The sequence below is a fragment of the Serratia sp. TSA_105.2 genome (genome assembly GCF_052692115.1).
In genome coordinates this window covers 1051495-1065676 of record NZ_JBQZFT010000001.1, presented here as the reverse complement: position 1 = coordinate 1065676, position 14182 = coordinate 1051495, and the positions used below count along the sequence as shown (strand labels likewise).

Here is a 14182-nt window from a genome sequence, read left to right as displayed (position 1 = left end):
GATCACATTTACCCATACTGGCCGTTACGATTAACCGACAGGAAACGCGCCGGATGTATTTCTTGCCTACGCCACCCTGAGTTGTGCCCGCCTGCAGTCTGCCGCGCCTTGCGGTACCCCATACCCGCTACGCGGGGAGATGATGTCATCTGTCATAAGTGAATAATGCATGTTTAACCTGAGTAACGTCAGGATCGCGGACGTTAAAAATGAAGCCCTGGCGGGCTTTGTGGTGGCGGTTTCGATGATCCCCGAGGCGGTCGGCTTTTCGCTGGTCGCCGGTCTTTCGCCGATCGTCGGTTTACATACCGCGTTTATCATCGGCCTGGTCACGGCGCTGTTTGGCGGCAAGCCGGGCATGGTTTCCGGCGCCGCCGGCTCCATTGTGGTGGTGCTGATGAGCCTGGCGGCGCAGTACGGCATGGGCTACGTGCTGTGGGCCACGCTGTTCGCTGGGGCGATTCAAATCCTGATTGGCGCCTTCCGGCTGGGCAAGTTCATTCGTCTGGTGCCGCTGCCGGCGATCCACGGCTTCGTTAACGGTCTGGCGATCGTCATTATGCTGGCGCAGCTGAAGATGATTGCCGGGCAGGGGCCGCTGATGTACGGCCTGGTGGCGTTGGCGATTGCGGTGGTGGTGCTGTTCCCGCGCCTGACCAAGGCCATTCCGTCTTCGCTGGCGGCGCTGCTGGTGGTTTCGGCGTTGGCGATCGGCCTCAATCTGCACACGCTGCGGGTGGGCGATCTGGCAGACATTTCCGGCGCGCTGCCGCACTTCAGCCTGCCGACGGCGCCGTTCACCCTGGAGATGGTGCGGGTAGTGCTACCCTATGCGGTGGTGATCGCCCTGGTCGGTTTGATTGAATCGCTGCTGACCATGACGGTGCTGGATGAAATGGGCGGCAAGAAGGGGAACGGCAACCGCGAGAGCATCGCGCAGGGCGCTGGTAATGCGGTATGCGGCCTGTTCGGCTGCTTCGCCGGCTGCGCGATGATCGGCCAGTCGATCATCAACTTCACCTCGGGCGGGCGCGGGCGCATTTCCGGCACGGTGGGCGCCATTCTGTTGATTCTGTTCGTGGTCAGCCTGTCGCGCTATATCGGCCTGCTGCCGGTGGCGGCGCTGGCCGGGGTGATGCTGGTGGTGTGTTACAACACCTTCGAGTGGAGCTCGCTGCGCCGTTTGCGCCGCATGCCGAAGGCGGACGCGCTGGTGATGATCGCCGTCACGCTGATCACCATTTTTACCGATCTGGCAGTGGCGGTGATCAGCGGGGTGATTATCTCGGCGCTGGTGTTCGCCTGGCAGCAGGCGCGCATCCGCGTGCGCCAGCGGCAGGTGACGGGCGACGTGGCGGTGTATCAGCTCGATGGCCCACTGTTCTTCGGCTCTACCGCTGCTTTCGCCGAACTGTTCGATCCGCAGAGCGATGCGCAGAATGTGGTGCTGGATTTTGCCGGTACCCGGGTGATGGATTCCAGCGGCGTAGAGGCGATCGATAAGCTGACGGCACGTTACCTGGCGGCGGGAAAAAGCATTCGGCTGCGCCACCTGAGTGGTGACTGCGTGCGCTTGCTCAAACGCGCCGGGCCGTTCTGCAGCCATGAGCTGGACGATCCGCAGTATTACGTGGCGGAAGAGGGCTTCGCCGCCGATGACCGCCGCGTGAGCGAGGAGACCTTTAACCCGCGCGGCTAGAAGCCGGCAGCGGGCAGGACGCCCGCTGCGGCAAGGTTCAGGCCTGCGCCTTGAAGCTGTGCAGGCGCTGAACGGTTTTTTCCAGCCCGTCCTTCATCAGCATCTCGGTGCAGCGCAGCGACTCGTCGATCGCTTCGTCAATCATCTTCTGCTCGCCGGCCGGCGGCTTGCCGAGCACGAAGCCCACCACCTTGTTCTTGTCGCCCGGATGGCCGATGCCGATGCGCAGGCGGTAGAAGTTGGGGTTGTTGCCGAACTTGTTCTGGATGTCCTTCAGGCCGTTGTGGCCGCCGTTGCCGCCGCCGAGCTTGATTTTGGCCACGCCGGGTGGCAGATCCAGCTCGTCGTGCGCCACCAGGATCTCGTTCGGTTCGATGCGGTAGAAGTTGGCCATCGCCAGCACCGCTTTGCCGCTCAGGTTCATGAAGGTGGTCGGCACCAGCAGGCGCACGTCGTTGCCCGCCAGGTTCAAGCGGGCGGTGTAGCCGAAGAACTTGCTCTCTTCTTTCAGCTGCTGATTGTGGCGCTGGGCCAGCAGATCGACGTACCAGGCGCCGGCGTTGTGGCGCGTCTGGGCGTATTCCGCGCCCGGGTTGGCCAGGCCGACTATCAATTTAATACTGCTCACTGGGAGATTCGCTATGATCAGGGTAATGGAAAGGGCGTTAGTTTACCTGCCGGGGCGGCGAATGACAAAATCCGATCTCCGCCGTCGCTCTCGGTAAGAAAGACGAATGATTCATTAGCTGAATAATTCAATTTGTCCGCTAATTTTCAGCGGCGTGTTAAGAAGTGTCAATAATTCTTTACCATTTGTGATCGCCTCCGCAATCCCCTTGCCGCCACAAGGACTATACTTAACTTATCAAAGTGGGTTAACAAGTTGCAGCGTTATCCCGGTTGGCACATGGCAATCATGGAGGTGGCATATGAAACGTAGAAGCGCGGACAGAATGGGCAACTTTTTTATGGGGCTGGGGCTGGTCGTGATGATCGGCGGCGTCGGATACTCCATTATTGCTGAAGTATCCCAGTTCAATTTACCGCAATTTTTCGCCCACGGCGCCATCATGAGTATCTTCGTCGGCGCGCTGTTGTGGCTGGTGGGCGCGCGTATCGGCGGCCGCGAGCAGGTAGCGGATCGCTACTGGTGGGTAAAACACTTTGATAAACGGTGCCGCAACGACCAACATCGTTCGTCGCATTGATTAAAAAATCAGAAGGGAAGCGAGAGCAGGGCAAGGGAATATCTGCCGTGCATTAAGGTTTGAGGTCATGTTGGACTACGAGTAGAAAACCCGTTGTTGCTCACGCACCAACGGGTTTTTCTTTTTCTGCTGTCGGGCTCGCTATCTTTCCGGCACGGTGGGCGCCGCACCGGAAAGACGACGAATCAATGCTCGAACATCGCAGAGATCGACTCTTCGTTGCTGATACGGCGGATGGCTTCAGCCAGCATGCCGGACAGGGTCAGAGTGCGAACGTTTTTCAGTGCCTTGATTTCCGGCGACAGCGGAATGGTGTCGCAGACGATCACTTCATCAATCACCGAGTTCTTGATGTTGTCCACGGCGTTGCCGGAGAAGATCGGGTGCGTCGCGTAGGCGAATACGCGCTTGGCACCGCGTTCTTTCAACGCTTCAGCCGCTTTACACAAGGTACCGCCGGTGTCGATCATGTCGTCGACCAGCACGCAGTCGCGGCCTGCCACGTCACCGATGATGTGCATCACCTGAGACACGTTCGCGCGCGGGCGGCGTTTGTCGATGATGGCCATGTCGGTGTCGTTCAGCAGTTTGGCGATGGCGCGGGCACGCACTACGCCGCCGATGTCCGGGGAAACCACGATCGGGTTTTCCAGGTTCTGCTGCAGCATGTCTTCCAGCAGGATCGGGCTGCCGAACACGTTGTCTACCGGTACGTCGAAGAAGCCTTGAATCTGCTCAGCATGCAGATCCACCGTCAGAACGCGGTCAACCCCTACGCTGGAGAGGAAATCGGCAACCACCTTGGCGGTGATTGGCACACGCGCGGAACGCACGCGGCGATCCTGGCGGGCATAGCCGAAGTAAGGGATAACGGCGGTAATACGACCTGCGGAGGCGCGACGCAGGGCGTCGACCATCACAACCAGTTCCATCAGGTTGTCGTTGGTCGGGGCACAGGTGGACTGGATGATGAAAATATCACCGCCGCGTACATTTTCGTTGATTTGCACGCTCACTTCGCCGTCGCTAAAACGACCTACAGCGGCGTCACCAAGGCTGGTGTACAAACGGTTGGCAATACGTTGTGCTAGTTCCGGGGTGGCGTTACCAGCAAAAAGCTTCATATCAGGCACGAGAAGAACCTCAGGCTTGCGTCCAGAGAAGATATTGTCATACGACATCGCCAAGGGGCAGTCGGCGACGCCGGCGCAATATACATACGGGTATGTAAAACTAAAATTGAGACCGCAGGCAGCGCAGGGATAACAGGGCCAGGTGTGCATGACCCTGCGCAGCGAAACGTTGAGCTACGACTCAAACCGCCCGGAACGAATGCGATGTAGTGGGGAGACGTTAACGCCGCGCGCTACAAAACCACACAACCACTCCGGGGCTTGATTTAACACCTGACGGGCGGCGATTTCTGTGTCGAATTCAGCAAACACACAAGCACCTGTGCCAGTCAGGCGTGACGGGGCGTATTCTAACAGCCATGAAAGAAGCTGTTCAACCTCGCGAAAACGTTTTCTTGCGATCGGTTCGCAATCATTTGCGTACGGTGCCTGCAACAGCTCACTTAAGGAGCGAACCGGGGTGTCTCTTTTCAATTCGGGGTCGCCGAAGATAACCGGCGTCGGGATGCCGACGCCGGGATGCGCCACCAGATACCACTTTTCCTGCGGCTCGGCCGGTTGCAGGCGCTCGCCGATGCCTTCGGCGAAAGCGGCGTGGCCGCGCACGAACACCGGCACATCGGCGCCGAGGCTGAGCCCCAGCTCGGCCAGTTGGTCGTCGCCAAGACCGCAGCGCCACAGTTCGTTGAGCGCCACCAGCACGGTGGCGGCGTTGGAGGACCCGCCGCCCAAGCCGCCGCCCATCGGCAGGCGCTTGTCGATGCTGATGTCGGCGCCGCGTGGTGCGGTCTGCAGGCCGCGTTCATCGCAATAGCGCTGCAGCAAGCGGGCGGCGCGCACGATCAGGTTCTGCTCGTCCGGCACGCCGTCGACCGGCGTCAGCAGATGAATGCGGTCGTCCTGGCGCGGGTCAATGGTCAGGGTGTCGCCGTAGTCCAAAAACTGGAACAGCGTCTGCAGCAGGTGATAGCCGTCTTCACGACGGCCGGTGATGTACAGAAACAGATTGAGTTTCGCGGGGGAGGGCCACTGGCGGATCATTTGAGCGTCCAGTTGTCCATTTTCAGCTTGATGCGCTGGTCGCCCTGCTGCAGCTCCAGGCGGTTCGGCAGCGTCGGCTGCACCTCGTTGCTGTAGCCCTGGTAATCCACTTTCCAGGTCTGGCCACCTTGCTGGTAGGTCAGCTTGCTCAGGCGATATTGGTCATCCAGCGCAAAATCGCTGGCTTCGCCCGGCAGGCCGAGCATCCACTGGCGCAGGTTGTTCAGCGGGATCGCCATGCCGGTCAGCTTGCGGATCATCTCTTCCGGGTTGTCGCTGACGTAGCGTTTGCCCTGGTTGTCGGTCAACTGCACCACGTTTTTCTGCACGTTGAGATCCATTTCCGTGCTGCCCAGCGGGTTGGTCAACAGCAGACGGTAGCGCTCCGGCGAGAACTGCTGCCAGAAGAAGCGGGCGTAGACTTTTTTCTGATCAGACAAGTAGGCGAAGGAGCCGCGGGTCTGATAGGTGCTGAGCTGCTGTACCGCCTGCTCATGGGCGCGCCACTGCGGTGAGGTCGGGCTGGTGGCCGGGCCGGTTGGCTTGGTGGTGGTACAGGCGGCCAGCACCAGGCTGGCCAGCGGGATCAGACGGAGCAAACTAACTTTGCGTATTGGCATAACTTTCTCTTGTCCTTTTGTCCTTGCGGGCATGCGCGACGAAACCCGGATTCAGCGCTCACGCTAACGGGGCGGCGGCGGCGCGTCAATTTTTTGCTGCATCGCGTTGAATCTTGCCGCTTTTACAGGCGCAATGCCAACCCGGCACGCGCGTCGGGGTCGCCATTAAGCGTAACACAATCGCCTGAAGGCGGGGGAGGCGCGCCCGATAAGCGGTGCCGGAGTTGCGCAAACACCGCCGTTGTGTCCGCCGAATAGCGTGCGCGTTATCGCAAACTGCGCTAAAATTTAAGCAATCGACCTACCCCATGACTATTTATCCTGCTGTATTTATTGCTTATTCATTAATTGATGTCATCTATGACAGCGATTGAACGGAAGATGCGGTTGTTACTTTTATTGATCCCGCGCATCAAGTAGAATGCCGTTCAACGAGAACCCGTACCAAGATAAGTATTACTCGAAGCAATGACCCTGCTGGCGTTAGGTATAAATCACAAAACCGCTCCGGTTTCTCTGCGTGAAAGGGTGACCTTCTCGCCAGAGTCCATCGATGAGGCGCTGACCAGCTTGCTCCAACAACCGTTGGTGCAGGGCGGCGTCGTGTTGTCCACCTGCAACCGCACCGAGCTGTACCTCAGCGTAGAGCAGCAGGAACACATGCACGAACAGCTGGTCGCCTGGCTGTGCGCCTACCACAACCTGCGCCCGGAAGAGGTGAGGAAAAGCCTTTACTGGCATCAGGGCAACGACGCGGTCAGCCATCTGATGCGGGTGGCCAGCGGGTTGGACTCATTGGTGCTGGGCGAACCGCAGATCCTCGGTCAGGTGAAAAAGGCCTTCGCCGAGTCGCAACGCGGCCAGTCGCTGTCCGGCGAGCTGGAGCGGCTGTTCCAGAAATCCTTCTCCGTCGCCAAGCGCGTGCGTACCGAAACCGACATCGGCGCCAGCGCGGTCTCCGTGGCCTTCGCCGCCTGTACCCTGGCGCGCCAGATCTTCGAATCGCTGGCCGATCTCAACGTCTTGCTGGTGGGCGCCGGTGAAACCATCGAGCTGGTGGCGCGTCACCTGCGCGAACACAAAGTGCGGCACATGATCATCGCCAACCGCACCCGCGAGCGCGCACAGCTGCTGGCGGACGAGGTCGGCGCGGAAGTGATCACCCTGCCGGAGATCGACGAACGCCTGGCGGACGCCGACATCATCATCAGTTCCACCGCCAGCCCGCTGCCGATCATCGGCAAGGGGATGGTGGAGCGCGCGCTGAAGGCGCGCCGCAACCAGCCGATGCTGCTGGTGGATATCGCCGTACCGCGCGACATCGAGCCGGAGGTCGGCAAACTGGCCAACGCCTATCTGTACAGCGTGGACGATCTGCACGCCATCATTCAAAGCAATCTGGCGCAGCGCAAAGCGGCGGCGGTGCAGGCGGAGTCGATCGTGCAGCAGGAAAGTACCAACTTCATGGCCTGGCTGCGCTCGCAGGGCGCGGTGGAAACCATCCGCGACTACCGTTCGCAGGCCGACCAAATTCGCGCAGAGATGGAGGCCAAAGCGCTGGCCGCCATCGCGCAGGGCGCCAACGTGGAGCAGGTTATTCACGAGCTGGCCCATAAACTGACCAACCGTCTTATTCATGCCCCCACCAAATCCCTCCAGCAGGCCGCCGGCGACGGCGACGTGGAGCGGTTGCAGTTATTACGCGACAGCCTCGGGCTGGATCAGCATTAGTTTTCTCTATTAACAGGGTTTATTACCACGCATGAAGCCTTCTATTGTTGCCAAACTGGAAGCGTTACAAGAGCGCCATGAAGAAGTGCAGGCGCTGCTCGGCGATGCCGGCGTTATCGCCGACCAAGACCGGTTCCGCGCGCTGTCGCGAGAATACGCGCAGCTGACCGACGTCAGCCGCTGCTTCCTGGAATGGCGTCAGGTGCAGGAGGATCTGGAGACGGCGGAAATGATGCTGGACGATCCGGAAATGCGCGAGATGGCGCAGGACGAGCTGAAACAGGCGCGGGCGGCCAGCGAAGAGCTGGAGCAGCAGCTGCAGGTGTTGCTGCTGCCGAAAGATCCGGACGATGAGCGCAGCTGCTTCCTCGAAGTGCGCGCCGGCACCGGCGGCGATGAGGCGGCGATCTTCGCCGGCGATCTGTTCCGCATGTACAGCCGCTATGCGGAAAGCCGCCGCTGGCGCGTCGAGGTGATGAGCGCCAACGAAGGCGAGCACGGCGGCTTTAAAGAAGTGATCGCCAAAGTCTCCGGCGACGGCGTGTACGGTCAGCTGAAGTTTGAATCCGGCGGCCACCGCGTGCAGCGCGTGCCGGAAACCGAATCCCAGGGGCGCATCCACACCTCCGCTTGTACCGTGGCGGTGATGCCGGAAGTGCCGGAAGCCGAGCTGCCGGACATCAACCCGGGCGATCTGAAAATCGACACTTTCCGCTCCTCCGGCGCCGGCGGCCAGCACGTTAACACCACCGACTCGGCGATCCGCATCACCCACCTGCCGACCGGCATCGTGGTGGAGTGCCAGGACGAACGTTCACAGCACAAAAACAAAGCCAAGGCGATGTCGGTGCTGGGCGCGCGCATTCGCGCCGCCGAGATGGCCAAACGCCAGCAGGCCGAGGCGTCCACTCGCCGTAACCTGCTGGGCAGCGGCGACCGTTCCGACCGTAACCGCACCTACAACTTCCCGCAGGGGCGGGTGACCGACCACCGCATCAACCTGACGCTCTACCGTTTGGACGAGGTGATGGAAGGAAAACTGGACATGCTGATCCAGCCGATCGTGCAGGAGTATCAGGCCGATCAGCTGGCTGCGCTGTCCGCCGAGCAAGAGTGATGGACTATCAACACTGGCTGAAAGCCGCCGCCGCGCGTTTGACCCACAGCGACAGCGCCCGGCGCGACGCGGAAATCCTGTTGGGTTTCGTGACCGGCAAGGCCAGAACTTTCCTGATGGCGTTCGGGGAAACCCTGCTGACGCCACCGCAGCAACAGCAGTTGGAGACGCTGCTGGCGCGCCGCGAACGCGGTGAGCCGGTGGCCTATCTGGTAGGCGAGCGCGAGTTTTGGTCGCTGCCGCTGTCGGTCTCGCCCGCAACGCTGATCCCACGTCCTGATACCGAATGCCTGGTGGAACTGGCGCTGGCGCGTCTGCCGGCGCAACCCTGCCACTTCCTCGATCTCGGCACCGGCACCGGCGCCATCGCGCTGGCGCTGGCCAGCGAGCGCCCGGATTGTTCGGCGATCGGCGTCGATGTGCAGCCGGAGGCGGTCGCGCTGGCGCAGCACAATGCGCACAAGCTGAATATCGACAACGTCCGATTTTTACAGGGCAGCTGGTTTGCGCCGGTGGCGGGGCAACGCTTCGCGCTGATCGCCAGCAATCCGCCCTATATCGACGCCGCCGATCCGCATTTGTCGCAGGGTGACGTGCGCTTCGAGCCGGGCAGCGCGCTGGTCGCCGCCGATCATGGGTTGGCGGATCTGGCCGCCATCGTGCGCCAGGCGCCGCATCATTTGCAGCCCCAGGGCTGGCTGCTGTTGGAACATGGCTGGCAGCAGGGCGAGAGCGTGCGCGCGCTGCTGCAGGCCGCCGGATTTTCCGCTGTCGCCACCCACCGCGATTACGGCGACAACGACCGCGTGACGCTCGGCCAATGGCCGGGATAAGCGCCTCTCATAATAACGACGCCCGAGCCATTTAAGGGAGCATCATGACTGCATACACCGCGTTGAAACATTTCCATTTGCTGACGGTCGCCATCAGTATTACCTTGTTTGTGCTGCGTTTCTACTGGCAGTGGCGCCGCTCGCCGATCATGGGCCGCCGCTGGGTCAAGGTAGCGCCGCACCTGAACGACACGCTGCTGTTCGTCAGCGGCATCGCGCTGGTGGTGACGTTCGGGTTTTATCCGCTGCTGGGTATGGACTCATGGCTGACCGAGAAGCTGTTTGGCGTTATTATCTATATCCTGCTTGGCTACGTCGCATTGGGCAAGAAGACCAAAAGTCAGCGGCTGCGAACCGTGGCGTTCGTGCTGGCGTTGGGCTGTCTGTATCTGATAATTAAACTTGCCACGACGAAAATACCGTTTCTGATGGGATACCTATGAGTAGCATTGCTGATTTTGAATTTAACGCCTCGCCGCTGAGCGAAGGGGTGATCCTGGTGTCGCAGTCGGTGCGGCGCGATTTTCCCGCTGCCGATGTGGAGCGCAAGCTGCAACAACTGGTAGACGAAGCGCGCGCGGCGGTGCCGGTCGATATCACTCAGGAGCAGCAACTGGATGCGCTCATCGAGCTGTTCTACAAGACCTGGGGATTCGGCGGCGCCAGCGGCGTTTACCGCCTGTCGGACGCCATCTGGCTGGACAAGGTGCTGGAAGGGCGGCAGGGCACGCCGGTCTCGCTGGGCACCATTTTCCTGCACATCGCCAACGCGCTGGATCTGCCGCTGTTGCCGGTGATTTTCCCCACTCAGCTGATCCTGCGCGCCGACTGGCTGGACGAAGAGCTGTGGTTGATCAACCCGCTGAACGGCGAAACTCTGAGCGAACACCAGCTGGAAGTGTGGATTAAGGGCAATCTGGGGCTGGGCGCCGAGCTGGAAGACGACGACCTCGATGAGTCGGAGAACATCATGGTGGTGCGTAAGATGCTCGATACGCTGAAGGCCGCCCTGATGGAAGAAAAACAGCTGGAAATGGCGCTGCGCACCAGCGAAACGGTGCTGTGCTTCGATCCGGAAGACCCGTACGAGATCCGCGACCGCGGGCTGATTTACGCCCAGCTGGAGTGCAACCATATCGCGATTTCCGACCTCAACTATTTTGTCGAGCAGTGTCCTGAAGACCCGGTCAGCGAAGTGATCAAAGTACAGATCCACTCGATTGAGCCGAAACAGGTGACGCTGCATTAATTCAATGACTCCGTGCAGTTTGCAAGGCGACGGTTACAACCTTAACAAAGGCGAAAGCATGAAACAGAAAGTGGTTAGCATTGGCGATATCGACGTAGCAAACGATCTGCCGTTTGTGCTGTTTGGCGGTATGAACGTGCTGGAATCGCGCGATCTGGCGATGAGCATCTGCGAGCACTACGTCACCGTGACGCAAAAACTGGGCATTCCTTACGTATTCAAAGCCTCTTTCGACAAAGCCAACCGTTCTTCCATCCACTCGTACCGCGGTCCGGGCCTGGAAGAAGGGATGAAGATCTTTGAAGAGCTGAAAAAAACCTTCGGCGTGAAAATCATCACCGACGTGCATGAAGCGGCGCAGGCGCAGCCGGTTTCCGAAGTGGTTGACGTGATCCAGCTGCCGGCCTTCCTGGCGCGTCAGACCGATCTGGTGGAAGCGATGGCGAAAACCGGCGCGGTGATCAACGTCAAGAAGCCGCAGTTCGTCAGCCCGGGGCAGATGGGCAACATCGTCGACAAGTTCAAAGAGGGCGGCAACGACCAGGTGATCCTGTGCGATCGCGGCAGCAACTTTGGCTATGACAACCTGGTGGTCGACATGCTGGGCATCAACGTGATGAAGAACGTGACCGGCGGCCATCCGGTGATCTTCGACGTGACCCACGCGCTGCAGACCCGCGACCCGTTCGGCGCCGCGTCCGGCGGCCGCCGCGCTCAGGTGGCCGAGCTGGCGCGCGCCGGCATGGCGGTCGGCCTGGCCGGCCTGTTCCTCGAAGCGCACCCGGATCCGAAGAACGCCAAGTGCGACGGCCCGTCCGCGCTGCCGTTGGACAAGCTGGAGCCGTTCCTGGCGCAGATGAAAGCCATCGACGACCTGGTGAAGAGCTTCCCGGAGCTGGATACCAGCAACTAAGCGATCATCGCCATAAAAAAGCCCGATTCGTCGGGCTTTTTTACGTTTAGGCGTCGGTGGCCGCCAGCGCTTCCGGCAGCGTCGGGTAGAACTGCAGGCGGCCCTCGATCGGCTGCACCCGCGCGCGCGCCAGGGTTTTCAGCGGCTGGAATGGCACGTCGGTGATCATCAGCTTTTTGTCCGCCGGCAGCACCTCGATAAAGCGCCGCAGGGCGCTCAGGCCGCCGGCGTCGAGCACCGGCACCGCATCCCATTGCAGCACGATCGTGCGGTAGCCTTCGCTGCGCGCCAGCAGTTCGGTAAAGATGCGCTCGGCGGCGGCGAAGAACAGCGGGCCGTTCACCCGCAGCACCAGGCGGCCGCCGTCGGCGCTCAGTTCACTCAGCTTTGTCATACGGGCGATACGGCGCATAAACAGCAGCGATGCCAGCACGATACCCACGGTAATGGCGATCACCATATCGAACAGCACCGTCAGCGACATGCACAGCAGCAGCACCAGAATGTCGTCCTTCGGCGCCCGGCGCAGCAGGTAAATCACCTTGTGCGCCTCGCTCATGTTCCAGGCGACCATCAGCAGCAGCGCTGCCATCGCCGCCAGCGGCAGGTAAGAGAGCCACGGCGCCAATACCAGCAGCGCCAGCAGCACCAGCAGCGCGTGGATAATGGCGGACACCGGCGAGGTGGCGCCGGCGCGCACGTTGGCCGCCGAACGGGCAATCGCGGCGGTGGCGGTAATGCCGCCGAAGAAGGGCGCGATGATGTTGCCCGCGCCCTGGCCGATCAGTTCGCTGTTCGAGTTGTGCTTCTTGCCGGTCATGCCGTCGAGCACCACGGCGCACAGCAGCGATTCGATCGCGCCGAGCATTGCCATCGAAAACGCCGCCGGTAACAGGGCGGAGACGGTTTGCCAACTCAGTGTGAACGGCTGCCCACCGCCGCCCGGCAGATCCCAGGGCAGCAGCAGCTGCGGCAGGATCGGCGGAATGCCCTGGCCGCTGCTGCCGTCGGCCAGCAGGTAGCTGAAGCGCGAGCCGATGGTTGCCACCGGGTGGTCAAACAGCGCCAGCAGCCCCATCAGCGCGGTACCCGCCAGCAGCGCCGGCAGGTGGCCAGGCACCCGCAGGCCGAGCTTGGGCCAGAAGATCAGGATCAGGAGTGTCACCGTGCCGATCAGGGTATCGCCGAAATCCAGCGTTGGCAGCGCCTGCAGCAGGGCGTACAGCTTGCCGACGTAATTTTCCGGCGTGTGCGCCAGCTGCAGGCCGAAGAAGTCCTTGATCTGCATGGTGGCGATGGTGATGGCGATACCGGAGGTAAAGCCGAGCGTCACCGGCAGCGGAATGTACTCGATCAGCCGGCCAAAGCGCGCTAGCCCCATCAGCAGCAGAAACACCCCGGAAATCAGCGTGGCGACCAGCAGGCCGGCCAGGCCGAACTGCTGCGAAACCGGATAGAGGATCACCACGAAGGCGGCGGTGGGGCCGGAGACGCTGTAGCGCGAGCCGCCGCTGACGGCGATGACGATGCCGGCGATGGCGGCGGTGTACAGGCCATACTGCGGCGGCACGCCGCTGGCGATCGCCAGCGCCATCGCCAGCGGGATGGCGATAATACCAACCGTCACCCCGGCGATAGCGTCTTTCAGCAACCGCGCAAGGCTATAAGGTTCCCGCCAGCAGGCGTCTATCAGCGCGCTGAAGGGGCGAATTCTGTTTATTTCATGCGTTTTCATCTACGGTGCATACCAAATCTTCAAAAGTGAAAGGAATGGCGGGCCCGATGAGGTCCGTCTTGTCACGTGACAGATACCATACGCCTTTTGTTCGGCGGATTACCAGACCTGTGTCAATTTGGCGCAGGAAATCAGAGAGTCGCCCTTTTGTTTGGCGCTAAATACCGATAATAGATAAGTCAGCCGCAGATTCTGCGGCTGAAAAGGAAAGGAATAACCGAGGTTTTAACGGCTAGTGGAGTTCGGGCAGAGATAAGCCGAGAAAGTTCGCTAAAGTACTCACCAGCAGCTGGTGATCGTCCTTCTGCGGCGCGCCGGAAATGCTGATGCTGCCGACACAGCCGAGGCCGCTCAGGGTGAGCGGGAAGGCGCCGCCGTGCACCGAATAGTCGCGCACGCTCAGCCCGTAGCGTTCCTCCAGCGACGTTTGCCGCTGCTGCAGACGCAGGCCGATGGCGTAAGAACTTTTGTGAAAATGGTTCACCAAATTGCGCTTGCGCCGCACCCAGTCGGCAATGTCCGGCGTGGCGCCCGGCATGGCGTAATAAAACAGCGTTTGCCCGGCCAGTTGGATCTCGATGGCGATACTCAGGCCGCGCCGCTCGGCGGCGGTTTTCAGCGCCGCGCCCAGCTCCCAGGCGGTGGCAGCGTCAAAATGGGTAAAGGCCAGCGTCGCTTCCTGTTCGCTGAGCGCCTGCAGTTCATCGTCGATATTCATGCGGTTCTCCCCCGATAACACAAAGCACAGAGTAGCCTGAAGCGCGCATCGTGAGATAGACGGCTTGGCGATAAGATAGAACTGCTACTCTATTAATAGACTGTGTAAAATAGCCGCCGCCTAAGCGGAGACGACAGGGATGCGTTATTCAACGTCTGCACATCAACCCCTGGCGATCCCGAGGA

The 14182-nt window shown here is 60.8% G+C and carries 14 protein-coding genes; 8 read left to right on the top strand and 6 right to left on the bottom strand.

All coding sequences use genetic code 11. From position 1 onward, the window contains the following. Nucleotides 1–169 precede the first annotated feature (169 nt). Nucleotides 170–1699, top strand: a complete 1530-nt coding sequence (locus tag ACUTSC_RS04890) for a SulP family inorganic anion transporter (protein ID WP_445653118.1) — start codon at nucleotides 170–172, stop codon at nucleotides 1697–1699. A 37-nt stretch (nucleotides 1700–1736) separates the two neighbouring features. Here the strand turns inward: ACUTSC_RS04890 and pth are convergent, their stop codons facing one another. Further along, a complete protein-coding gene (pth, locus tag ACUTSC_RS04885; protein WP_028128042.1) occupies nucleotides 1737–2327 on the bottom strand; it encodes an aminoacyl-tRNA hydrolase in 591 nt (196 codons plus the stop codon). 301 nt (nucleotides 2328–2628) lie between these two features. On the opposite strand from pth, the gene ychH reads away from it, so the two are divergent. Then, complete coding sequence (gene ychH, locus ACUTSC_RS04880) at nucleotides 2629–2907, top strand: stress-induced protein YchH (protein ID WP_025302491.1); 279 nt, start codon at nucleotides 2629–2631, stop codon at nucleotides 2905–2907. 185 nt (nucleotides 2908–3092) lie between these two features. On the opposite strand, the gene prs is transcribed toward ychH, so the two are convergent. The 3 genes from prs to lolB form a co-directional block, all read right to left on the bottom strand. Next, nucleotides 3093–4040, bottom strand: coding sequence for a ribose-phosphate diphosphokinase (prs, locus tag ACUTSC_RS04875; RefSeq protein WP_004941061.1), 948 nt, complete (start codon nucleotides 4038–4040; stop codon nucleotides 3093–3095). A 174-nt stretch (nucleotides 4041–4214) separates the two neighbouring features. Beyond that, on the bottom strand, nucleotides 4215–5081 hold the full coding sequence (ispE, locus tag ACUTSC_RS04870) for a 4-(cytidine 5'-diphospho)-2-C-methyl-D-erythritol kinase (RefSeq protein WP_033638162.1): 867 nt from the start codon (nucleotides 5079–5081) through the stop codon (nucleotides 4215–4217). Further along, nucleotides 5078–5701, bottom strand: a complete 624-nt coding sequence (lolB, locus tag ACUTSC_RS04865; protein ID WP_025302493.1) for a lipoprotein insertase outer membrane protein LolB — start codon at nucleotides 5699–5701, stop codon at nucleotides 5078–5080. The genes ispE and lolB overlap by 4 nt, the downstream gene beginning before the upstream one ends. A gap of 468 nt (nucleotides 5702–6169) precedes the next feature. On the opposite strand from lolB, the gene hemA reads away from it, so the two are divergent. The 6 genes from hemA to kdsA are packed head-to-tail and all read left to right on the top strand — an operon-like array spanning nucleotide 6170 to nucleotide 11544. Beyond that, on the top strand, nucleotides 6170–7432 hold the full coding sequence (gene hemA, locus ACUTSC_RS04860; protein ID WP_197767643.1) for a glutamyl-tRNA reductase: 1263 nt from the start codon (nucleotides 6170–6172) through the stop codon (nucleotides 7430–7432). 31 nt (nucleotides 7433–7463) lie between these two features. Then, on the top strand, nucleotides 7464–8549 hold the full coding sequence (gene prfA / locus ACUTSC_RS04855) for a peptide chain release factor 1 (RefSeq protein ID WP_063989587.1): 1086 nt from the start codon (nucleotides 7464–7466) through the stop codon (nucleotides 8547–8549). Continuing rightward, the gene (gene prmC, locus ACUTSC_RS04850) at nucleotides 8549–9382 is read left to right on the top strand and encodes a peptide chain release factor N(5)-glutamine methyltransferase (RefSeq protein ID WP_197767644.1); all 834 of its coding nucleotides are present in this window, start codon (nucleotides 8549–8551) and stop codon (nucleotides 9380–9382) included. Before prfA ends, prmC begins: the two co-directional genes overlap by 1 nt. Before the next feature lie 41 nt (nucleotides 9383–9423). After that, complete coding sequence (locus tag ACUTSC_RS04845; RefSeq protein WP_170913124.1) at nucleotides 9424–9825, top strand: SirB2 family protein; 402 nt, start codon at nucleotides 9424–9426, stop codon at nucleotides 9823–9825. Beyond that, nucleotides 9822–10631, top strand: coding sequence for an invasion regulator SirB1 (gene sirB1, locus ACUTSC_RS04840; protein ID WP_060424985.1), 810 nt, complete (start codon nucleotides 9822–9824; stop codon nucleotides 10629–10631). Before ACUTSC_RS04845 ends, sirB1 begins: the two co-directional genes overlap by 4 nt. A gap of 58 nt (nucleotides 10632–10689) precedes the next feature. After that, nucleotides 10690–11544, top strand: a complete 855-nt coding sequence (gene kdsA, locus ACUTSC_RS04835; RefSeq protein WP_038872048.1) for a 3-deoxy-8-phosphooctulonate synthase — start codon at nucleotides 10690–10692, stop codon at nucleotides 11542–11544. A gap of 46 nt (nucleotides 11545–11590) precedes the next feature. Here the strand turns inward: kdsA and dauA are convergent, their stop codons facing one another. Then, nucleotides 11591–13279, bottom strand: a complete 1689-nt coding sequence (gene dauA / locus ACUTSC_RS04830; protein ID WP_197767645.1) for a C4-dicarboxylic acid transporter DauA — start codon at nucleotides 13277–13279, stop codon at nucleotides 11591–11593. A gap of 232 nt (nucleotides 13280–13511) precedes the next feature. Further along, nucleotides 13512–13997 carry a heme-degrading domain-containing protein gene (locus ACUTSC_RS04825; protein WP_197767646.1) on the bottom strand — a complete coding sequence of 162 codons (486 nt, stop codon included), beginning with the start codon at nucleotides 13995–13997 and terminating at the stop codon, nucleotides 13512–13514. Nucleotides 13998–14182: the final 185 nt, after the last annotated feature.

Coding starts and splice junctions, on each gene's coding strand:
- ACUTSC_RS04890 (WP_445653118.1), top strand. CDS start 170: ATGTTTAACCTGAGTAACGTCAGGATCGCGGACGTTAAAAATGAAGCC.
- ychH (WP_025302491.1), top strand. CDS start 2,629: ATGAAACGTAGAAGCGCGGACAGAATGGGCAACTTTTTTATGGGGCTG.
- ispE (WP_033638162.1), bottom strand. CDS start 5,081: ATGATCCGCCAGTGGCCCTCCCCCGCGAAACTCAATCTGTTTCTGTAC.
- lolB (WP_025302493.1), bottom strand. CDS start 5,701: ATGCCAATACGCAAAGTTAGTTTGCTCCGTCTGATCCCGCTGGCCAGC.
- hemA (WP_197767643.1), top strand. CDS start 6,170: ATGACCCTGCTGGCGTTAGGTATAAATCACAAAACCGCTCCGGTTTCT.
- prfA (WP_063989587.1), top strand. CDS start 7,464: ATGAAGCCTTCTATTGTTGCCAAACTGGAAGCGTTACAAGAGCGCCAT.
- prmC (WP_197767644.1), top strand. CDS start 8,549: ATGGACTATCAACACTGGCTGAAAGCCGCCGCCGCGCGTTTGACCCAC.
- sirB1 (WP_060424985.1), top strand. CDS start 9,822: ATGAGTAGCATTGCTGATTTTGAATTTAACGCCTCGCCGCTGAGCGAA.
- kdsA (WP_038872048.1), top strand. CDS start 10,690: ATGAAACAGAAAGTGGTTAGCATTGGCGATATCGACGTAGCAAACGAT.
- dauA (WP_197767645.1), bottom strand. CDS start 13,279: ATGAAAACGCATGAAATAAACAGAATTCGCCCCTTCAGCGCGCTGATA.
- ACUTSC_RS04825 (WP_197767646.1), bottom strand. CDS start 13,997: ATGAATATCGACGATGAACTGCAGGCGCTCAGCGAACAGGAAGCGACG.